Raw genomic sequence first — 18,265 nt, forward strand, 5'->3', positions numbered from 1 at the left:
CCCGGCTATCCGACGCTACCTGCTTCTCCTCCAAACCGCCTGGCTGCTGCTTGCCTGGGCATTTGCGGGCACCATCAGTGAAGCCTTTCATGCCAGTCATCAGGATCACCGGCGGCGGGAGATTGCGGATATTTATCAGCGCGCCCGGGCGGGCGCGACCCTGGAAAGCGTATATGACGCTTATCGCGTCGCCTGACCCGCAAAGCCATCGGTTGGATGATATTGTCGATGATTTCCAATATTTAAATCCATGACCAACATTTGTTTTCAAAACTGCAACATTAGAGCTGCGGTTTTCAAAACATGATAATTTTTACAATTAATTGACAAATTCGCATTTCAATTATATTCCAAAAACTGTATGATGAAAGAATAGGTAATTTATCTTAGTTGCAGTTGGGTAAAATATCATGAGGGGGGTTCCACAGTGAAGAGAATGCTGCTTTTGGTAACCAGTCTGACATTTTTGTTGGGGGCGTGCAGCGGGGGATATGACGAGCAATATATTTATGATGAAGCCACGAGGCTGATTGAGGATGAAATCCATGAGAGTGGTTACACATTAAACCAAATCTCAGGCATTGAGCATACGGATATTTATGCTGAAGAAGATGGAAAGACGTATTCGGTATCGGGAAAGGTGTGGGTGCAGGAGCCGTACGGTGAATTTGCCTATAACTACACATTCGATATGGTGGATCAGGGAGAAACATGGTCGACTGAATCAGAGTATTACTAAAAATTAAGAATAATGATCTTTATCGAATTTAGTGGTTCATAAACCACTAATTACAGTTAAAAAAATCATTGACCTTCGTCTTGAAGGACAATGATTTTTATTTTTGCAAAGCGACCTTACGGCGATAATCCTGTGTCAGCCATAAAATCAACACAAGCAGCAGCACGACCATTGCGGCTGGGATGAGCCACCGGCTACTGTCACTCACTAAGGCGGCAACAATAGTTACGGAGATAGCGGTGACGGGGGCCATCACGTAATAGGGAAGCCCGTCGTAAAACCATCCGTAGGGGAAAAAGTGGGCACCGGTAATGACGGCGAAAAACATCACGGCATCCCCGGGACTCGCAGAAATAGCCCAAAAGATCAGCGGAAAATAAGCCAGCTGTGCAAGGTTCAGGCTGAGGCCGAGGCTGCCGAGCGGATTTTCATCAAATTTCCATTCCGCCCGCAGCAGACGGGAAAATAATATTGCAAGCGGCAGCATCAGTCCCGAAGAACAAAGCATGAGTATGTTTTGGGTATACAGGTCCAGGGAAAGCAGAAAAACTGCCGTGCTCAGCCCCCAGATCAGCACCGCCGCCATCAAAAAAGCAATGCCGTTTTTGCCTTTTACCGACAATTCCTTTCTCCATGCATGTACCTCCACCACTGCCACCTCCGTTGCGATGATTAATGAATTAAGCGTACCATAAAATTTCATTTATAGGAGGTGTGCACAGGGCAGGCTTACAAAATTTTTTATGTGAAAATACTATTGAATGTTTCATTTTTTTATGAAATGGAAATATATAATCATGTAATTAAATTATGTAAACAAAGGAGCTATTCAGCATGACCCAGGATCCACGCAATCAGTATTACCATGACGATTATCCAAAGCAGTACCAGGACCCGCCTGGTGTGCAAAAATATATGAATCCACAGCCGGACTGCGGCGAAAGCAGCTATGAAGGCACCGGCCAATTAAAGGGACGAAAAGCGCTCGTTACCGGCGGCGATTCCGGTATCGGCCGGGCTGCGGCTATTGCGTACGCCCGTGAAGGCGCGGATGTGGCGATCAACTATCTTCCGGACGAAGAGCCGGACGCCCAGGACGTAAAAGAAATGATTGAACAGGCCGGGCGCAAAGCAGTCCTTCTGCCGGGAGATCTGAGAAGCGAAACGTTCTCCCGCGAACTCGTGCAGTCCGCAGTGGATGAACTCGGCGGTCTGGACATTCTGGCGCTTGTTGCCGGTAAACAGCAGGCCGTTAAGGATATTGCTGACCTTACGACCGAACAGATTGTTTCCACGTTTGAAACGAACGTATTTTCCATGTACTGGATGACCCAGGAAGCACTGCCGCATATGCCGGAGGGCGGATCGATCATAACGACGACGTCCATTGAAGGCTATGATCCGTCGCCGATGCTTCTGGACTATGCCGCTACTAAAAGCACTATCATCGGATTTACGAAAGCTCTGGCTAAGCAGGTAGCGTCCCAGGGTGTCCGGGTAAATTCGGTAGCGCCGGGACCATTCTGGTCTCCGCTGCAGATTTCCGGCGGCCAGCCGGGCGAAAACATCCCGAAATTCGGGGAAGAAACGCCGGAGACCCCGCTTGGGCGCGCCGGCCAGCCGGTAGAGCTTTCCGGAGTCTACGTATTTCTTGCCTCCGACCAGGCAAGCTACGTAACCGGTCATGTATACAGTGCAACTGGCGGATTAAACGCCAATTAATGAAGACAGACGACAAGCACCCATCTCCCGGATTCACGGGAAATGGGTGCTTGTTTTGTTTAGGAGAGCTTTTCTTCCTGTGTTTCGGGCTCCTCTGCCTGTTTGCGTGCAACGTGAGAGCTTCCCCACTCGTGCATCGCTTCGAGAATCGGCTCCAGGCTCCGGCCGTATTCGGTAATAGAATATTCTACCTTGGGCGGGATCTCCGGATAAATGACGCGCTGAATGATGTCTTCATCCTCAAGCTCGCGCAGCTGCTTGGTGAGCATGCGCTGGGTGATGCCCGGCATTTTTCGTTTTAATACGCTGAAGCGCTGGGTGCCGTCATTTAACAGATGAACAAGAATGACGGGCTTCCATTTGCCGACGAGTATGCCGAGCGCCTCCTGAAACTGACAGAATTCTGGTTCTTTTTTCAATGGTGCCACTCCTTAGTATGATTTTATAAAGCAGGTATGTAGACATTTGCTTACATGCATCACAGTATGTACATACTACCACGTCCTGTCCGGAAAACGAATTGTTTTGCTTACACTCTTTGGAAGCCGCCATTGGTACCCTCGAGGGAACTATACCACTTTTATGTGCGTACTTGTTTTCGCGTCCGGAGCGGCTAAAATAATAAGAGCAGAGAAAAATTAATCATTTAAGAAAAAGAGGGATAGCTGTGAACGTATTACTAGTAAAAGCAAACAACCGCCCGGATGGCATTTCCACGAAAATGTACGAAACGTTTCTGGAAAACGTTCAGGATGCGGGCGCATTAAACGTCCAGACCTACGACGTGTTTGAAGAGGATACACCTTACTTCGGTCAGGACTTCTTTGACGCCTTCGGCCGCCTTGCGACAGACGGAGAGCCAACCGAGATGGACCGCCGGGTGCTTGCTGCCAAGCAGAAAGCAAAGGACGCATTCAGCGCTGCTGATCTGGTCGTGTTTGCCTTCCCGCTGTGGAACCTGACGATTCCGGCTAAGCTGCAGACATTTATTGACTATATCGCCGAAGCCGGCTACACGTTTAAATACAGCCCGGAAGGTGCGCTAGTACCACTCATGCCGGAGAAAAAAGTGATCTTTCTGAACGCCCGCGGCGGGGTATATTCCGCTCCGGAAATGGCTGGCATGGACATGGCGCTTGCGTACATGCAGAACATTTTTGGCGGCCTGTACGGCATGGATATTGTAGATGAAGTGGTAATCGAAGGTCATAACGCCAATCCGGACCAGGCAGAGGAAATCATCGAAGCCGGCCTGAAGGAAGTTGCGGAAGCTGCTTCCCGCGTTGCCTACCAAAAGGTATAACGAAACGAATCGATCAACCCGTTCGGCAGGAAACTGCCGGCGGGTTTTTTATTGGGAACACTTAGGAGCGGAGGACATAAAAGATGATTTCTGGTACAATTTATTTGTAATATTTTAGGAGATGGAAGGAGAAAAGCGCATGGAAGCAGGCCACAATCGAATACGTACGACGCTGGTTTTCTTCTTAAACGCCCTGGTATTTATTTGCGTTTTTTCGTGAACATTTTGGCTTTCACCGGACATAACTATCTTGCGGAGGTACTTAATTAATTCAAAGAAAGGTGATAAATTGCCAGAATATTTTTCTATTGCAGTGCTTACCATCATACTGCTTCGTTTCCCTTTAGAGAAGTGGATCGTACCAAAAGGAGCAGTGACGATTAAAGAAACACGTGGCCACTACTGGTCGTTTGGAATTCTTATCGTTGCTTTAGTGCTAATAACGGTTCCAGCCTTTATAGCAGAAACGTATTCGCAGGGTTATATTCCGCTGTTTATGCTTTCTGTATTGACGCTATTTGGAGCTGCAAAAGCATGGCTCGAATGGCATTTTGCCCGGGAGGCGAAAGAATATATTGTAACGGGCATCACCTTGTCTTATTTGACCGTTAGTCTCCTAATATTAGAATTTTTACTTTAATATAGATGATATTCAAAAAAGCGTCAGATTCGCCAAGGCTGCGGCGCCGATTAGTGCGGAAACCACGCTGATTAAAAAAGAATGCCAGTGCTTTCGTTCGTTGGGAATATTGCGTTTTTCCTCTACGGCGTCAAGGAGGGCCTGGAGGGAAAAATGAAAACCTAGTACCGGGAAAACCCACGGCGCTTTTCCGGTGCCGATAAGAAGAATGAAAAGAAAAAGCATTAAAACGGTAGTATAAATCTTAGCCCGCAAAAACTTTTCCTCCTGCATTCGGTAGTTATTCCTTCGAAAAGGAACCCGCGTTTTCTTTCGCAGCCTTTTATCAATCATAAGTGTAAGAAGAAAAATAATAAGAATGATAATTGCTGTGGCCAATACAATTGCTCCTTTCAACGCTGTTTCACATTATACATATATCTCCTTAACCGTATGAAAGGGCAACATAACAGGTTATTTATTTTTCTGAAAGGAGATTTTCCGATGGATATCCGGCAAATCATGGTTCTCAGTGCGCTCATCATATCGATCGCCGGCATTTTCGGCATGAACTATTTTGAAAAGGAAATGCTCCCCCTCATAATACCGCTTTCGATCGTGGTTATAATCGGGGCAGGCTCGCTTACAGCCGATGTTATTAAAACCAGGAGGCTATAGAAAAATTGATGAATCTACTGTTGATGATAATTCCGGGTTTAAAAATTAAAAATATCTATATTTATGGGTAATTTAAAAGCCTAAAAAACATTTTACCGTGAAAATTTGTTTGAAATATTAATAGTTCGGAAAACATATATGTATGAGAAATTAATATTGAAGCAGAAACATCGATTCAGCGGACAAACACCCACAGCTGAGGGGACCATCAAAGGAGATGATTGTATGGCAGAGGAAAATAAAAATAATAAGGAAAATAAGGGCTACGGCTGGGTTGCCACAGGCAGCCTGATCGGCGGATCTCTTCCGCTTATCACCCGTAAAATCAAAAAAGGTCTGACGCCGGACGACGATAAAGGCAAGAAGAAAGACAAAAAGAAAAAATCGAAAAAACCTCGTTATATTTTAAACAAGAAGAGTGCACCGAAAAAAATGGCAAAGCAGAAAAAGCGCCTGAAGAAAAAGGCGAAGGGCAAGCTGCCGAAAAAACTGAAAAAGTAACAGTGGTACAAACAGCCCTTCGGCTCACTGGAGGGTTTTTATTTTTTACGGAAATTTTACAGAAAAAATAGTTTCACAACTGGAATAAGCGTTTATAATAAATAATGAAAATACCATTACTTTCGAATAAGGAGGAATGCATGATGGCAGATTTAACACCTAATCGCCGTAATCGTGGGTTTTTCCCGGATCTTTCTCGTGGTTTTGGATTTGGAGATTTGCTGAATGATCGTTTTCTGGAGCCTCTTCAGGATATGAACAAATTTAAGCTGGACATTCGCGAAGAAGATAAAGAATATGTAGTCGAAGCGGAGCTTCCGGGCTTTCGCAAGGAAGATATCCGGGTGGAATATGAAGCACCGGTGCTTTCGATAAGCGCAAAGCGGGAGGAAAAAAAGGACATTGACGATGACGACTACGTGCACAGAGAGCGCAGCTACGGTGAATTCCGCCGGCGTATAACACTTGAAAATATTAAAGATGACGAAATCCAGGCGTCATTTGAAAACGGCGTATTAAAACTGCAGCTGCCAAAAGAGGAAAAACGGTCCGTAAATAAAAAACAAATCGATATTCAATAGAAATATTACAGACAGACTGTAAAAACTCGTTTTCGTACTTGAATGTGCTGGAAATACTGATATCACCGCATTAAACGCTTGGAATTGTGAGGTATTACCTGCCTGCATTTTGAAGGCGGTAATCTGATTGTAATATTTTATGACAAATTCTGGTGGATAAACCGTTGTTTATATTCTTTCAAAGCTTTGAAGCAGGCCATTGGGCCTGCTTTTTTTACATAAAAAGAAAGTTTATTAAGAGGAGATTACAACTAAATTAATGCTGTTGATATTTTCAACCCCCCGCGTCATAATCGGAAGCGTTGTGTTTGAGAGAAAGCACATAAGTAATTCAGCAACTAACTACATTTAAACAACCAACCTATCTATGCAATAGTGACGTAAAGGTAAGTAATCATATAGGCAAACAGTTCATTGGGCATCGTCATCAGGACGAAAAAATATCTTTACCTCGGAGGTTGAATCAATATGATGAAAAAAACATTATTTGGAACAGCAGTTACAGCAGGCGTAGTATTCGGAGCACCACAGGCAGCGGACGCATCCATCAGCGACCACGGCCAAATGGAAAGAGGAGACGTTAACTCTTCTGTTGCGGAGCTTCAGGACACGCTGAAAGAAAAAGGCTATTTCCACGGCTATACCGGCTCGACTTTCGGACCTAGAACAGAAAGTGCTGTTAAAGAATTTCAGGCAGATAACGGAATTTCTTCTTCTGCCGGCAACTACTTCGGCGTAGCTGGCCCTGAAACACAGGCGGCACTCGGCGGATCTTCTGATTCTTCCAGTGAAGAAGTAGCAGGCGAGTCAACTTCCGAGTCTTCCGACGGCACTAGCGGCGGGGACACCATGACAATGGAAGCTACCGCATATACAGCTGAATGTGCAGGCTGCAGCGGCATCACGGCAACAGGCGTCAACCTGAACAACGACCGTGACGCCAACGTCATCGCCGTAGACCCTGACGTCATCCCACTTGGCTCCACGGTAAAAGTGGAAGGCATGGGTACGTACGAAGCAGCTGATACAGGCGGCGCAATCAATAACGACCGCATTGATATCCACGTACCGACTAAATCCGATGCTTATGCTTTCGGTCGTCAGGACGTTGAAGTAACAGTAGTCGACTAATCAATAGCACGAAGCAAAAATCCTCTCCAGAGCTGGAGGGGATTTTTTTGTATTGCCGGAGTTCGATAGGTTTGTATGATAGGTTAGTCTGTTTGATGGGTTCACTACAGCTATTACCGTCCCGCTGCTGATGCTCTGGTTTATGAGCTATATTGTTTATACGAGCCAGATTTTCAGCGTCCAGGTGCTGGAGCGGGACGTTACGGCCAGGCAGGTCGCTGTAGGAAGCGTTATGTATTTCACCTATGCCCAGCTGTTTTTGATTTTACTCGCAAAAAGCTTCTACGCCTATGCGGGAAGCCGGCTGCGCCGTAAGGTGATTAAATGGGACAAGACGGAACGGTTTAAAGGCGGGAGCTCGTGACAGGTAAACAATTAATCTTAGGGATAGGCAGTATTATGATAATAGCGGCTGCGTTTGTTTTCATTAACGTCTACAACCAGCAGGACGCAGTGGTAAGCACGGTGGAGAAGGAGTACCGGGGCGAAAATGGTTTAATTCAAAATTATCCGGGGGCCGCCAGAGAGGCAAAATATTTATCGGAAGCAGAAGGCCTGTATTTGGAATATCTGCTGCTCGCCGGCCGAAAAGAGCTCTTTCAGGAGGAAGTAGAGCGGATGGAACCGCTTCTGCAGAAGGTTCCTTCCGGGAAGCTGGTTCAGTGGAAGGAAGGCAGCGCTACATCCACCAATGCGCTGATTGATGATGTCCGTATTGCCTCGGCGCTTGACCAGGCCGGCACCGAGTTTAACGACCGCAGCTATACCGAGCTGTCCGAAGCCATCCAGGACGGCCTGAGGACCGGCAATTTTGCGGAGGGAAGCTGGAGAGACTATTACGACTGGCAGCAGGACCAGGCATCGCCGGAAATTCATTTTAGTTATTTTTCCAGTGAAAAATGGAAGCAGTTCGGCTGGCCACAGGAAGAACTGCCAATCATTCACCGTGCGAAGGACAGCGGCAGCGTGTTTTATCTGGAATCGTATAATGCTGTCAAGCAGCAGCCGGAGGCATACAATCTGCAGGAGGTTAATATGATTGACCAGGTGCTGATTATGCAGCAGATGAACACCAAGGCTCCCGAAAAGGAAGCACTGGCACAGTGGATTGACGAGAAATATGAAAAAGAAGGTAAAATCTACGGCCGTTACCACCGGACCTCAGAAGAAGCGTCCGTGAATTATGAAGCAGCAAGCGTATATGCCCTGCTTTTAATGCAGGAAATTGATCAAGGCAATATCCAGGAGGCAGAAAAGTGGGAGGAGCCGCTGAGGAAGCTGCACGAGGAATCAACCCCTTCAGCGGAGACCCATTTTTTTGATTATATGCTGGCAGCCATTGCACTGGAGCGGCTGGAGCAGGAGCAGCGTAGTTAAAAAGAAGAGAATAGTGCCACCGGCCTCTGACGGATGCTGCTCCGTCGGGGGTTTATCTTTATCTAAGAATCAGGGCGGATGCTGCCAATCTTTCATCCCGAACGTATATTAAAAGGCAGGCAAAACGTTTAAAATATGAAAGAGATAGAATGAAAGGCTTTAACAAAATCGCTACGCCGGAGGAAAAAAGATGATACATATTGAACAGGCCGGACCGTCGCACGTTTCCGGCATCATTTCTGTCTGTACGGCAGCTACGTGGGCCGCGTACCGGGAGCTGTACAGTGATGATTATCTCGAGCGGGTGTGCCGGGAGTTTTATAATGAATCCAGAGTGCTGGGTGAGGTGAAGCATACAAGCCCCGACTGGGGTGGCTATTTTACAGCCGTGGAAAATGGAACGGTGGTAGGAGCTGCAGGCGGCGGTATGACAGGGGAGAAGGAATCCGAACTTTACGTGTTGTACCTGGATCCGGGCCGCCGGAATGAAGGGATCGGTACTATGCTGCTCGGTGCGGTGACGAGCCAGCAGCAGAGCTGGGGTTCGGCGGAGCAGTGGGTGTCTGTGCAGAAGGGCAATCAGCTGGCGATTCCGTTTTATGAAGCTAAAGGCTTTACGTACGAAGGAGAGCGCATCGGGTATGCAAACACCGAGGATGAGGATTATGTATCGCTCCGGTACAGGCGCGCCATTTAAATAGAAGAAAAACAGCTGCGAACCGGGCAGCCCGAGGAGGAAGAAGATGCTTATCATGCTTATGGTGCTGGGCTTTGCCGGTGTACTGACAGCGGTCAGCTTTATTTCAAACAGCCGGGTGCGGAAAATTTCCATTTACAGCAGCTATGCGTTGTTTCTCACAGCGCTAGCTATTTTAACGCTGGGATAGCTGCGGATAAATTTAACAAAATCAGTCGTTTTGTTGTACTGCATGTAACTGTTTTGGCTATAATTAACAACAGAATGGAGGAATGACAAATGAAAGCATTAGTAACCGGAGCAACAGGCAAATTAGGATCCCAGGTGATGCAGTCGCTGCTGAAAAAAATGCCGGCTGACCAGCTGGCTGTCAGTGTCCGTAACCCGGACAAGGCAAACGATCTGAAGGAAGCGGGCGTGGATGTGCGCCGCGGCGATTTTGACGAACCCAAAAGTCTGGACGAGGCATTTGCCGGCGTGGACCGTCTGCTGATCATTTCAACCGACGGGGATAATGATACAAGAATCCGCCAGCACACCAACGCGGTGGAAGCAGCGGCCCGGGCGGGTGTTTCCTTTATTGCCTACACAAGCATCGGCCATGCGGAAAGCAGCACGATGTTTTTGGCTCCGCCGCACAGAGCCGCCGAAAATGCGATCATTGAAACCGGTATTTCTTACGCGTTTTTGCGTAACAACTGGTACCTTGAAAACGAAGTGCCGGGCATTCAGGGAGCTATGAACGGAGCGCCGTGGGTTACTGCTGCCGGGAACGGCCGGGTCGGATGGGCGCTGCAGCTCGATTACGCGGAAGCAGCGGCCGCCGCTCTCGCAGGAGAGGGAGAACAGCAGTCGGTATACGAGCTTTCCGGGCAGCCGTACACCCAGGACGAGCTCGTTGGCGTGCTTGGGGAAGTGCTTGGAAAAGAGATTCCGGTGCAGCACGTGGACGACGATGAATATGCAGAGATCATGAAGGAAGCCGGCATGCCGGAGGCCGTGGTACCGATGCTTGTAAGCATCCAGCAGGGCATCCGCAGCGGGTCGCTTGATATTGAAAGCGATGATTTTGAAAAGCTGCTCGGCCGTCCGGCCACGCCGATGCATGACGCGCTCGAGCATCTCGTGCGGACAATTCCGGACGAATCGTAATTACCATAACGCCTCAAGCCGTATGCTTTTGAAGCGCGGGAGCTGATCGCAGCCTCCCGCGTTTTTTCGTGAGCAGGGAAAACGCTACGCAGCCGCCGATGACAATCGCACAGCCGGCCGCCTGCGGCCAGGTGAGGTGTTCCCCGAAAAGCACAAAGGTCAGCAGGGCGGTAAACAGCGGGTTAAAGTTTAAAAACAGCCCGGAGGTCGTGGCTCCCAGGTGCTTCACGCCGATCCCCCAGAGCACCATGCAGACGATCGTTGCGATGATGCTAAGAAACAGCATCGATCCGATAAACGCGGCGTCAATCGGATGTACGGGGACTTGAAAGCCGTTGACCGGAAGCAGCAGGAGTACACCGAACAGGCCGGAATAACAGACGGACATCATCGGGGACACCATGGTGGTGGCCCAGCGGCTGCAGATCGAGTAGAGACCGAAGACAAGCACCGCCAAAAGCATCCACACATCGCCGGAGGCAAACGAGAAGCCTGCCAGGCTGCCTCCGGTCACGACGAGCAATACGCAGGCGGTGGAGATGAGCATGGCTGTAATCTGCGTACCGCGCAGCCGTTCACGCAGAAGAAACGCTGAAAACAGGGCGATCGACAGCGTATTCATCGTTGAGATAATGCTTACGCTGGTGGCGCTTGATGACGTGAGCGCGGTAAACTGCAGAATATTAAACAGGGCAACGCCTGTGATTCCCATCAGAAAGAGCGGTATGATCGCTTTTCTGTCGGGAAGCAGGCGTTTTTCTGTGACCTGGATGATAGGCAGAAGGCAGAGAACGGCGATGCCGTAGCGCAGAATCGTCAGCGTCACGGGAGAAGCGTAGGCGGTTAAGCCTTCACCGACGATAAAATTGCTTCCCCAGCACAGGCTCGCGAGCAGCAGCAGTCCAATGTATTTCATGCGTTTTCCCTCCCGTCGTGTTGTACGAAATAAATGTATCATGTAAAATAATTATAGGAAATAATATTCTGCATAAGTGTATTAATTCAAAATATTATTCAACTGATAAAATTAAAACAGAATTTATTTTTGTTTAAGGGGAAAGAAATGCGCTGAAAACGAATATTATTCGGGAGGGAAATGCATGCTTGATGATGTGGACGTACATATTCTCGATTTACTGCAGACGGAAACGAGGCTCAGCAACCTGGAGCTTTCGCAGCGGGTGAATCTCTCCGCGCCGGCTACTCACGCCCGGGTCAAACGGCTCGAACAGGAGGGCTATATTGATTCCTATACAGCGATCCTGAATCAGGAAAAGCTCGGGTATGACCTGCTGTGCACGGTATTTATGAGCACGAGCATTCACCAGACGCAGGAGATAAACGAGCTCGAACGCCATCTATCGGCGATGCCGGAGGTCATGGAGTGCTACTGCATGACCGGGTCGTTCGATTATATGCTGAAAACCATCCACCGCAGCCGCAAGGAGCTGGAGGCGTTTATCCGCGAGCTGAACCAGCTCGGTGTCTCCCAGCTGCAGACGAGCATCGTGCTCCGGGAGGTCAAATCTTCGACGGTGCTGCCGCTGCGAAAGTAATATGGATTCAAAGGTTAACATCGAAAAAGCCAGAACAAACAAGAGGAGAGGGCCAATGCCGGACTTAAGCAATAGCGTCATATTAGTAACAGGAGCCAACAGGGGACAGGGAAGAGCGATCGCCGGACACTTACTGGATTTGGGAAGCACGGTCATTGTCGGAGCCCGCGATTATACAAAAGCATCGGAGGCAGCTGAGGCGCTGCACCCGGACAAAGCGTATCCTGTCCAGCTGGATGTAACGAAGGAGGACGAATGGAAGGCGGCTATGAAGGAAATCAGTGCGACCTACGGCAGGATTGACGGCCTGGTAAACAATGCGGGAATGCTGACGCGAAAGCCTTTCGCGGAAACCTCCGCAGAGGAGTATCTTCAGTTAATCCAGGTTAACCAGCTGGGCACTTTTTTAGGCATGCAGAGCGTCCTACCTTACATGGAACAACAGCAGAAGGGCGCTATTGTCAATAACGTCTCCGTCTCCGCTTTTTCCCCGATTGAAGGCTCATCTGCGTATGCAGCGAGTAAAGCCGCTGTGGTGGCGATGTCAAAATCAGCCGCGGTCGAACTCGGGCCCAAGGGCATCCGGGTGAACATGATCCATCCGGGCGGGGTAAATACAGAAATGACCGGCAAAAATGAGGAAGAACTGGAGGCGTACCGGAGGGTCCCGCTTCAGCGGATCGGAGAGCCGGATGAGATCGCAAAAGCCGCCGCTTTTCTCCTTTCGGACGACAGCTCTTACTGCACCGGGGCCGAGCTCGTAATCGACGGAGGCATGACGCTGGGAAGCGCCGAATATTGATTGCCTGACCTTTAAAGCTGTCAGATGACTACGCCAGCTTCTTAACGCCGGTAGACGGAGCTTAAATCTTTGACTACGTTCAAATTCATCAGTACACGGAGGAAATTCAGATGCATACCGAAGATTTTATCAGTATCATGATTCACCAGACCGATTTGAAATTAACCAGCTTTATTAAAGAAGAGCTGCGGGAATTTAACCTTACCCCGGAGCAGAACCTCATTATGATGCTTTTATGGGAGGAGGACGGCCGCACCCAGAACGATATTGCCCGGAGGCTGCAGAAGGATAAAACCAACATCGCCCGGATGGCTGTCCAGCTTGAAAAAAAGCAGTTCGTTCGGCGCGTCTCAGGCGTCGAAGACCAGCGGGCGATGCAGCTGTTTGTGACAGAAGAAGGCAGGCAGCTGCAGGAAACGGTGCGCCCGAAAGCCGAGCGGTTCAATGCTGCGGTGACAAAGGACATCAGCGCTGAAGAGCTCAAAGCGCTTGAACAGACGCTCGCCAAAATAAATAAAAATGTCTCTGAGAGTCTTCGGAAGGAGTAAAGGCTCTCTGAGTAGATTCTTTGCAGGGCAAGGAAAAATATGTTGTACTGAAGATACAGATTAGAAGAAGTGAATATATTTTTTGACGAAATAGTTGCTATGCATACTAAAAGGAAAAGCGAGGGATTGTTTATGGAACATCAACAGGATTTGTTTCAACGCCGTATCCGCGATAAATGGACAGTCCAGTACGAAGAATTCGGATTTCCGTCCATTCAGAAGGGATGGGTGCTGCCGGTGGACCGGTGGAAGGATTTCGACCCATTCATATTAATGGCCGAGGACTGGTTCAAGAAGGGCACCTTCCCCGACCATCCGCACCGGGGCTTTCAAACCGTGACGTATGTGGTGGACGGACGGCTTGAGCACATTGACAACGGCGGCGGACGCGACATTCTCGAGCCCGGCGACGTGCAGTATATGAATGCCGGCTGGGCGGCCCGCCACGCCGAAGACGGAGTGGAAAACGATATCGCCCATACGCTGCAGCTGTGGCTGAACCTGCCCAAGGACCAGCGAAATAGTGAAACTATTTACCAGAACGTGTACGGGGAAGAAGCGCCGACCGTCCAGATCGATGGCGGGTATTTAAAGGTCTTTTCCGGCAATATCGCTGGAGAAGAAGGGCCGATGAAATCGCTCGTTCCCATCACGCTGACCGAAATTAATTTATCGGAGGGCGCCGAATACGCGCATCATCTGCCGGAAAACCACAATGCCTTTCTTTATACACTCTCCGGCAGTGCTGATGTAGCGGATGGGACCGTCAACAAGCATGACGTCGCGACGCTCACCTTTGAGGAGGACGGGGATCCGGAAGCACTCTCCACACTCCACATTAAAGCCCACAAGCGCCGGACCCGGCTGCTTGTGTATTCCGGGGAGCCGATCCGTGAAGAGATCGTACCGTACGGCCCGTTTGTGATGAGCAGCATGGAAGAGATCAAGCAGGCGTACCGGGACTTTCACCAGGGAAAATTCGGACCGCCCGCGGAATAAGGCAGGCCGTCATTTAATATGAAGGAGATGAAGCAGAGTGGATGTACTCACAGCAATTCATTCACGTCGCAGTAACGGACTCGTCGAAGAGACTGAGGTGCCGGAGAATGTCATTTCGCAGGTGCTTGAAGCCGGCACCTGGGCACCGTCGCATCACAAAACAGAGCCGTGGCGATATTTCGTCATGACCGGCGACGGGCGCAGGCAGCTCGGGGAAACGATGGCCGCCATTGCCGCCGAAGGAATGACGCCGGAGGAACAAGTGGAAAAGCAGAAAAATCTTGATAAACAAAAGGAGAAGCCAATGCGGGCACCGGTTGTGATCGCAGTGGCGGCAAAGCCTGCAGAGGAAGAGCGGGTGGATACGCTCGAAGAGTACGGAGCGGTATATGCGTCGATTCAAAACATGCTGCTGGCCGCCCATGCGCTTGGCCTGGCAGCCTTTTGGCGCACCGGGTCTCACTGCTATCATCCGAAAATGAACGAGCAGTTCGGTCTCGGGGAGCAGGGCAAAGTGCTTGGGCTGATTTATATCGGCTACCCGATGCGGGAGATGAAGGAAGGCAGAAGGAGACCGGTGGAGCAGGTAACCACCTGGATCACAGAAGCATAAATATTTACACAAAACCAGGCAGCGGGACAATTCCGCTGCCTGGTTTTGTGCTATTTTTCATCATGTTTTTTATTCAGCTGCTGACGCAGATTCAAACGCTGCTGTAAGTATTCCCGCAGAGAAATTTCTTTTTGCGCCCATTGCTGCTTTAAAGCATTAAGCTGGTTTAAAAGGTGATGTTTATTCATATGAGATCCTCCTGCCACAAAGTATCACTTGTATACTATCCGGCTGTTAATAGTTTAAAACCTCAAATTCATGTGTGAAAATGAATGAAAATTGTAAAAACGAAATATTTTTAGTTTGAGCGTCAAAGCCGGTTGGGAATACGAAAAATAAATTCAAGCCAATACGGCGGAAATGTCAGGAATCCATAAGCCTGAAGCATGAGCCAAAAAGCGCCAGAAGGGAAACCTTCGTGCTTTTTGGCTTTTATTATAAAATAATAAGAAGGTGAAATGGAATGAAACAATACTCTCATATCCTGGCCGCGCTTGACGTCCTAAACAACCCCAGTGTCGATGCCTTTGACGAAGCCTGCCGCGTCGCTGTCAAACACGGAGCCGATTTAACGCTTGCCTACGTGTTTCATTATAACGAATACTCATCGCTCGGATGGATGGATCCGATCGGCATTAAACGCCTGCATGCAGAGGCTGAATATCAGCTGAATGCATACCGGAAGAATGCCAAAGAAAAAGGAGTACCCAAAGTAAAAGCCGTTCTCGACAACGGGGTTCCCAAAAAACGCCTGGTGAACCAGTTATGTGAACGGTTTGAACCAGATCTTATCGTCGTCGGCCAGTCAGGAGGGAACGCATTCGGGCAGGTCATACAGGGAAACACTGTTACTAAAACGGTTCAAAAGCATGCGCCGTGCGACGTGCATGTCGTCGATCACGCCATTGCTTCGATTCAGCGGGCACACACCGCCCCGCTCCAGTAATTCAAAAACGCTCCGGCCGATTTTAACAGTCAGCCGGAGCGTTTTGCGTACAATTACAGAGTGTAGTGATTTTTATCGTCCCATTTTTGTTTAATCACGGGAAGGTCACTGACGGTAGTGATGATGAGCTCTTCATCCCGAAACGTGTTTAAACTGGCGAGCAGCTCATCCTCTGAGCAAAAATAAACGGGCTCCTGGCTGCCGAAGCGTGAACGGATATCGGCGGCTGTTCCTATGTATACCTGATTTTTAGAGCGTTGAAGTACATATGCAAAATGGTCGATGACAATGACCCCCTTCGAAGAAACTTATACTAAGAATAGCATGATAGAGGGAAAACAGAAAGCAGAATGCCTGGAATTTATAGTAGGAAAATAGGCTTGAGCGCGGTACTATGCCACATTCAAGCCTGTTTTTTAGGCTGGGTGAAGCGTTTACTTTTATTAGGCCCTGGAGAGTAAAAGCAGAGTATGCCTAAAAGAAGGGCGGAAACCGCTATAGCCCAATACGTAAACAGGATGCTGACGAGAGTGAGGGTGCCGAACCAGACTTGAAAAAACCGTCGTTCATTCATGGCTTCACCTCCTGGGCGGAAGTAGATTTATAAGGTGCAGGGACGCTGATACAGTTTCCGGGCGGCTTCCTTTCCTGTCGGGGTCTGGGCAAGCCCTCCTTCAGCGGTTTCTTTCAGACTGCCGGGCATATCCCGGCCAATCGTGTGCATCGTCTGAATCACTTCATCGCACGGAATGCGGCTGGTAATGCCGGCTAATGCCATGTCGGCTGCGGAAAAGGCGATGGAGGTGCCGATGACGTTTCTTTTCACGCACGGCACTTCGACGAGCCCCGCGACCGGATCACAGACAAGACCGAGAAGTGACTTCATGGCCATTGCTGTCGCGTGGGCTGCCTGCTCCGGCGTGCCCTGCTGCAGCTCCGTGATCGTTCCTGCAGCCATAGCCGTGGCTGACCCGATCTCTGCCTGGCAGCCGCCGGCGGCTCCGGAAATAAAGGCATGGTTCGCAAAAACGTATCCGATGGCGCTCGCTGCGAACAGCCCCATGGTGAGAGTATCATCATCGAGGCCGCGGTTATCCTGGAGAGAGACGAGCACGCCTGGCAGAATACCGACAGATCCGGCCGTAGGCGTCGCTACAATGAGCCCCATTTTCGCGTTGCTCTCGGAGGTCGCCATCGCGGCTGTCATTGCCGTGCTGATGACCGGCCCGGATAACGGGGCGGTGCTTTGGCTATACTGGTGCATTCGGTAGGCGTCGCCGCCCGAGAGCCTGCTTTCTGTTTCCGTTAGATCGTGCAATCCGTCCCGGACGGCCTGCTTCATCACCAGCAGCCGCTCCTGCATGCGTCCGAAAATCTGCCTGCGGGACGAACCGGAGCGTTCCACTTCGCGGCGGAGCATCCACTCGCCAATGGAAATGTCCTGAGTCGTGCATGCCTCGACGATGCTTTCCATAGTGTCCTTCATCTAAATGGTGCCTCCTTTTTTATGTGGGCGGTGATGGATAAAATATCCGCGCCCGTTCCCAGATTAATAGCTGTGTGATGCCCGTTGATTTCATAAATGTAGGCAACGCCGCCCCCGATGGAAGCGCCGGATGCATGGACGCTTTCTGCGCCGGATGAGGCCTGCAGATCCACAGTGTTTGGGTGGCAGCCGCCAGGAGTGCCCGGGCAGAACCGGAAGTCGTAACGTAGCCCCTTGTCCTTTGCCAGAGCGTACGCACTCCGGACGTTAATGTCGTGCGCGGATAAGCCAAGCAGGCCGCCGAGTACGGCCTTATCCGAGCCGTGACCCTGGTAGGTGGAGGCAAGAGAGCCGTAGAACGTAATTGTCACATCGGTGACGTCCCCGAGCCAGTCATGCACAAATTTCCCGATCGATACCACCCCGGCAGTATGAGAGCTCGAGGGGCCGACCATAATTGGACCGATAATATCAAAACAGCTGTCAAACTCCATAGCGATACCTCCCTATATTAATTGAAAGCGATTGCATAAATGAAAAAAAAGACAGAGAAGCGGCCTCATGCGCCGTTTCTCTGTCTGTGTGCCTGAAAGATTTCATTCTTTGACAAGAATTTTCTTCTTCGGCAGGTAAGTATACCTTCTCCAGAGGTGCATCCTGTACTGGTCCTGGTACCTGAGAGTTTTTTCTTCCCGGCTGGTGGGAAGAATTGCTCCTTCGGTGCTGTAAAAAATATACAGACTCTCCCAATACGTTCATCTGCAAACCCAATATTTGTGTTAATTTCAGTTTAAACACGCCCGCTGGAAAAGTAA

27 protein-coding genes, 1 pseudogene and 2 riboswitches are annotated in these 18,265 nt (G+C 49.5%); of the genes and pseudogenes, 20 read left to right on the forward strand and 8 right to left on the reverse strand.

Annotation, left to right across the window (positions count from 1 at the left end):
* Both G548_RS19500 and G548_RS0114280 read left to right on the forward strand, forming a co-directional pair.
* Positions 1 to 196, forward strand: a pseudogene (locus G548_RS19500) (IS701 family transposase); the annotation flags it as partial.
* 231 nt (positions 197 to 427) lie between these two features.
* Positions 428 to 739 (forward strand): hypothetical protein, encoded by a 312-nt coding sequence (locus G548_RS0114280; protein WP_022794831.1) that lies wholly within the window; start codon positions 428 to 430, stop codon positions 737 to 739.
* 97 nt (positions 740 to 836) lie between these two features.
* On the opposite strand, the gene G548_RS0114285 is transcribed toward G548_RS0114280, so the two are convergent.
* Positions 837 to 1,388 (reverse strand): DUF7010 family protein, encoded by a 552-nt coding sequence (locus G548_RS0114285; RefSeq protein ID WP_022794832.1) that lies wholly within the window; start codon positions 1,386 to 1,388, stop codon positions 837 to 839.
* A gap of 185 nt (positions 1,389 to 1,573) precedes the next feature.
* Between G548_RS0114285 and G548_RS0114290 the strand changes: the two genes are divergently transcribed.
* Complete coding sequence (locus G548_RS0114290) at positions 1,574 to 2,461, forward strand: SDR family oxidoreductase (protein WP_022794833.1); 888 nt, start codon at positions 1,574 to 1,576, stop codon at positions 2,459 to 2,461.
* Positions 2,462 to 2,520: 59 nt separating this feature from the next.
* On the opposite strand, the gene G548_RS0114295 is transcribed toward G548_RS0114290, so the two are convergent.
* Positions 2,521 to 2,880, reverse strand: a complete 360-nt coding sequence (locus tag G548_RS0114295; protein WP_022794834.1) for a winged helix-turn-helix transcriptional regulator — start codon at positions 2,878 to 2,880, stop codon at positions 2,521 to 2,523.
* Positions 2,881 to 3,128: 248 nt separating this feature from the next.
* On the opposite strand from G548_RS0114295, the gene G548_RS0114300 reads away from it, so the two are divergent.
* Complete coding sequence (locus G548_RS0114300) at positions 3,129 to 3,764, forward strand: FMN-dependent NADH-azoreductase (RefSeq protein WP_022794835.1); 636 nt, start codon at positions 3,129 to 3,131, stop codon at positions 3,762 to 3,764.
* Positions 3,765 to 4,053: 289 nt separating this feature from the next.
* Complete coding sequence (locus G548_RS0114305) at positions 4,054 to 4,404, forward strand: DUF4181 domain-containing protein (RefSeq protein WP_022794836.1); 351 nt, start codon at positions 4,054 to 4,056, stop codon at positions 4,402 to 4,404.
* A gap of 12 nt (positions 4,405 to 4,416) precedes the next feature.
* Here G548_RS0114305 and G548_RS0114310 read toward each other — a convergent pair whose 3' ends face one another.
* Positions 4,417 to 4,782, reverse strand: coding sequence for a hypothetical protein (locus G548_RS0114310; RefSeq protein WP_022794837.1), 366 nt, complete (start codon positions 4,780 to 4,782; stop codon positions 4,417 to 4,419).
* 105 nt (positions 4,783 to 4,887) lie between these two features.
* Between G548_RS0114310 and G548_RS19340 the strand changes: the two genes are divergently transcribed.
* The 9 genes from G548_RS19340 to G548_RS0114355 all read left to right on the forward strand — a co-directional run bounded on the left by G548_RS19340 (position 4,888) and on the right by G548_RS0114355 (position 10,500).
* The gene (locus G548_RS19340; RefSeq protein WP_022794838.1) at positions 4,888 to 5,061 is read left to right on the forward strand and encodes a hypothetical protein; all 174 of its coding nucleotides are present in this window, start codon (positions 4,888 to 4,890) and stop codon (positions 5,059 to 5,061) included.
* A gap of 225 nt (positions 5,062 to 5,286) precedes the next feature.
* On the forward strand, positions 5,287 to 5,562 hold the full coding sequence (locus G548_RS0114320; RefSeq protein WP_022794839.1) for a hypothetical protein: 276 nt from the start codon (positions 5,287 to 5,289) through the stop codon (positions 5,560 to 5,562).
* Positions 5,563 to 5,705: 143 nt separating this feature from the next.
* Positions 5,706 to 6,143: an Hsp20/alpha crystallin family protein gene (locus G548_RS0114325; protein ID WP_022794840.1), complete on the forward strand. Its 438-nt coding sequence runs from the start codon at positions 5,706 to 5,708 to the stop codon at positions 6,141 to 6,143.
* 468 nt (positions 6,144 to 6,611) lie between these two features.
* Positions 6,612 to 7,274 carry a 3D domain-containing protein gene (locus G548_RS18360; RefSeq protein ID WP_022794841.1) on the forward strand — a complete coding sequence of 221 codons (663 nt, stop codon included), beginning with the start codon at positions 6,612 to 6,614 and terminating at the stop codon, positions 7,272 to 7,274.
* Between the two features lie 142 nt (positions 7,275 to 7,416).
* Positions 7,417 to 7,638 carry a hypothetical protein gene (locus tag G548_RS0114335; RefSeq protein WP_156847956.1) on the forward strand — a complete coding sequence of 74 codons (222 nt, stop codon included), beginning with the start codon at positions 7,417 to 7,419 and terminating at the stop codon, positions 7,636 to 7,638.
* Positions 7,635 to 8,651, forward strand: a complete 1,017-nt coding sequence (locus tag G548_RS0114340) for a hypothetical protein (protein WP_022794843.1) — start codon at positions 7,635 to 7,637, stop codon at positions 8,649 to 8,651. Before G548_RS0114335 ends, G548_RS0114340 begins: the two co-directional genes overlap by 4 nt.
* 190 nt (positions 8,652 to 8,841) lie before the next feature.
* On the forward strand, positions 8,842 to 9,348 hold the full coding sequence (locus G548_RS0114345; protein WP_022794844.1) for a GNAT family N-acetyltransferase: 507 nt from the start codon (positions 8,842 to 8,844) through the stop codon (positions 9,346 to 9,348).
* Positions 9,349 to 9,394: 46 nt separating this feature from the next.
* Positions 9,395 to 9,538, forward strand: a complete 144-nt coding sequence (locus G548_RS19345) for a hypothetical protein (protein ID WP_022794845.1) — start codon at positions 9,395 to 9,397, stop codon at positions 9,536 to 9,538.
* An 89-nt stretch (positions 9,539 to 9,627) separates the two neighbouring features.
* Positions 9,628 to 10,500, forward strand: a complete 873-nt coding sequence (locus G548_RS0114355; RefSeq protein ID WP_022794846.1) for an SDR family oxidoreductase — start codon at positions 9,628 to 9,630, stop codon at positions 10,498 to 10,500.
* Positions 10,501 to 10,513: 13 nt separating this feature from the next.
* Here the strand turns inward: G548_RS0114355 and G548_RS0114360 are convergent, their stop codons facing one another.
* A complete protein-coding gene (locus G548_RS0114360; protein WP_022794847.1) occupies positions 10,514 to 11,416 on the reverse strand; it encodes a DMT family transporter in 903 nt (300 codons plus the stop codon).
* A 184-nt stretch (positions 11,417 to 11,600) separates the two neighbouring features.
* Here G548_RS0114360 and G548_RS0114365 point away from each other — a divergent pair, with 184 nt between their 5' ends.
* The 5 genes from G548_RS0114365 to G548_RS0114385 all read left to right on the forward strand — a co-directional run bounded on the left by G548_RS0114365 (position 11,601) and on the right by G548_RS0114385 (position 15,018).
* Positions 11,601 to 12,056, forward strand: a complete 456-nt coding sequence (locus tag G548_RS0114365) for an Lrp/AsnC family transcriptional regulator (protein ID WP_022794848.1) — start codon at positions 11,601 to 11,603, stop codon at positions 12,054 to 12,056.
* Between the two features lie 55 nt (positions 12,057 to 12,111).
* Positions 12,112 to 12,858: an SDR family NAD(P)-dependent oxidoreductase gene (locus tag G548_RS0114370; protein WP_022794849.1), complete on the forward strand. Its 747-nt coding sequence runs from the start codon at positions 12,112 to 12,114 to the stop codon at positions 12,856 to 12,858.
* Positions 12,859 to 12,968: 110 nt separating this feature from the next.
* Positions 12,969 to 13,406, forward strand: a complete 438-nt coding sequence (locus tag G548_RS0114375; protein WP_022794850.1) for a MarR family transcriptional regulator — start codon at positions 12,969 to 12,971, stop codon at positions 13,404 to 13,406.
* Between the two features lie 132 nt (positions 13,407 to 13,538).
* Positions 13,539 to 14,405: a pirin family protein gene (locus tag G548_RS0114380; protein ID WP_027847445.1), complete on the forward strand. Its 867-nt coding sequence runs from the start codon at positions 13,539 to 13,541 to the stop codon at positions 14,403 to 14,405.
* A 37-nt stretch (positions 14,406 to 14,442) separates the two neighbouring features.
* On the forward strand, positions 14,443 to 15,018 hold the full coding sequence (locus tag G548_RS0114385) for a nitroreductase family protein (protein WP_022794852.1): 576 nt from the start codon (positions 14,443 to 14,445) through the stop codon (positions 15,016 to 15,018).
* A gap of 50 nt (positions 15,019 to 15,068) precedes the next feature.
* Here the strand turns inward: G548_RS0114385 and G548_RS19350 are convergent, their stop codons facing one another.
* Positions 15,069 to 15,206 carry a hypothetical protein gene (locus G548_RS19350; RefSeq protein WP_022794853.1) on the reverse strand — a complete coding sequence of 46 codons (138 nt, stop codon included), beginning with the start codon at positions 15,204 to 15,206 and terminating at the stop codon, positions 15,069 to 15,071.
* Between the two features lie 275 nt (positions 15,207 to 15,481).
* On the opposite strand from G548_RS19350, the gene G548_RS0114400 reads away from it, so the two are divergent.
* Positions 15,482 to 15,964, forward strand: coding sequence for a universal stress protein (locus G548_RS0114400; protein WP_022794855.1), 483 nt, complete (start codon positions 15,482 to 15,484; stop codon positions 15,962 to 15,964).
* A gap of 403 nt (positions 15,965 to 16,367) precedes the next feature.
* On the opposite strand, the gene G548_RS19355 is transcribed toward G548_RS0114400, so the two are convergent.
* The 3 genes from G548_RS19355 to G548_RS0114415 are packed head-to-tail and all read right to left on the reverse strand — an operon-like array spanning position 16,368 to position 17,944.
* Positions 16,368 to 16,538 carry a hypothetical protein gene (locus tag G548_RS19355; protein ID WP_022794856.1) on the reverse strand — a complete coding sequence of 57 codons (171 nt, stop codon included), beginning with the start codon at positions 16,536 to 16,538 and terminating at the stop codon, positions 16,368 to 16,370.
* Positions 16,539 to 16,565: 27 nt separating this feature from the next.
* Entirely contained in the window at positions 16,566 to 17,450 is an 885-nt protein-coding gene (gene sdaAA / locus G548_RS0114410; RefSeq protein WP_022794857.1) for an L-serine ammonia-lyase, iron-sulfur-dependent, subunit alpha, read from the reverse strand.
* Entirely contained in the window at positions 17,447 to 17,944 is a 498-nt protein-coding gene (locus G548_RS0114415) for a serine dehydratase beta chain (protein ID WP_022794858.1), read from the reverse strand. Before G548_RS0114415 ends, sdaAA begins: the two co-directional genes overlap by 4 nt.
* Positions 17,945 to 18,022: 78 nt before the next feature.
* Positions 18,023 to 18,100: riboswitch (glycine riboswitch) on the reverse strand.
* Positions 18,101 to 18,103: 3 nt separating this feature from the next.
* Positions 18,104 to 18,209, reverse strand: a riboswitch (glycine riboswitch).
* Positions 18,210 to 18,265 lie beyond the last annotated feature (56 nt).

Source organism: Marinococcus halotolerans DSM 16375, from assembly GCF_000420725.1.
Lineage (GTDB): Bacteria > Bacillota > Bacilli > Bacillales > Marinococcaceae > Marinococcus > Marinococcus halotolerans.

Excerpts from the sequence above, each read along its gene's own strand:
- G548_RS0114290 (WP_022794833.1), top strand. The coding sequence starts at position 1,574 with ATGACCCAGGATCCACGCAATCAGTATTACCATGACGATTATCCAAAG.
- G548_RS19340 (WP_022794838.1), top strand. The coding sequence starts at position 4,888 with ATGGATATCCGGCAAATCATGGTTCTCAGTGCGCTCATCATATCGATC.
- G548_RS0114320 (WP_022794839.1), top strand. The coding sequence starts at position 5,287 with ATGGCAGAGGAAAATAAAAATAATAAGGAAAATAAGGGCTACGGCTGG.
- G548_RS0114325 (WP_022794840.1), top strand. The coding sequence starts at position 5,706 with ATGGCAGATTTAACACCTAATCGCCGTAATCGTGGGTTTTTCCCGGAT.
- G548_RS18360 (WP_022794841.1), top strand. The coding sequence starts at position 6,612 with ATGATGAAAAAAACATTATTTGGAACAGCAGTTACAGCAGGCGTAGTA.
- G548_RS0114335 (WP_156847956.1), top strand. The coding sequence starts at position 7,417 with ATGAGCTATATTGTTTATACGAGCCAGATTTTCAGCGTCCAGGTGCTG.
- G548_RS0114345 (WP_022794844.1), top strand. The coding sequence starts at position 8,842 with ATGATACATATTGAACAGGCCGGACCGTCGCACGTTTCCGGCATCATT.
- G548_RS19345 (WP_022794845.1), top strand. The coding sequence starts at position 9,395 with ATGCTTATCATGCTTATGGTGCTGGGCTTTGCCGGTGTACTGACAGCG.
- G548_RS0114355 (WP_022794846.1), top strand. The coding sequence starts at position 9,628 with ATGAAAGCATTAGTAACCGGAGCAACAGGCAAATTAGGATCCCAGGTG.
- G548_RS0114360 (WP_022794847.1), bottom strand. The coding sequence starts at position 11,416 with ATGAAATACATTGGACTGCTGCTGCTCGCGAGCCTGTGCTGGGGAAGC.
- G548_RS0114365 (WP_022794848.1), top strand. The coding sequence starts at position 11,601 with ATGCTTGATGATGTGGACGTACATATTCTCGATTTACTGCAGACGGAA.
- G548_RS0114370 (WP_022794849.1), top strand. The coding sequence starts at position 12,112 with ATGCCGGACTTAAGCAATAGCGTCATATTAGTAACAGGAGCCAACAGG.
- G548_RS0114375 (WP_022794850.1), top strand. The coding sequence starts at position 12,969 with ATGCATACCGAAGATTTTATCAGTATCATGATTCACCAGACCGATTTG.
- G548_RS0114380 (WP_027847445.1), top strand. The coding sequence starts at position 13,539 with ATGGAACATCAACAGGATTTGTTTCAACGCCGTATCCGCGATAAATGG.
- G548_RS19350 (WP_022794853.1), bottom strand. The coding sequence starts at position 15,206 with ATGAATAAACATCACCTTTTAAACCAGCTTAATGCTTTAAAGCAGCAA.
- G548_RS0114400 (WP_022794855.1), top strand. The coding sequence starts at position 15,482 with ATGAAACAATACTCTCATATCCTGGCCGCGCTTGACGTCCTAAACAAC.
- G548_RS19355 (WP_022794856.1), bottom strand. The coding sequence starts at position 16,538 with ATGAATGAACGACGGTTTTTTCAAGTCTGGTTCGGCACCCTCACTCTC.
- sdaAA (WP_022794857.1), bottom strand. The coding sequence starts at position 17,450 with ATGAAGGACACTATGGAAAGCATCGTCGAGGCATGCACGACTCAGGAC.
- G548_RS0114415 (WP_022794858.1), bottom strand. The coding sequence starts at position 17,944 with ATGGAGTTTGACAGCTGTTTTGATATTATCGGTCCAATTATGGTCGGC.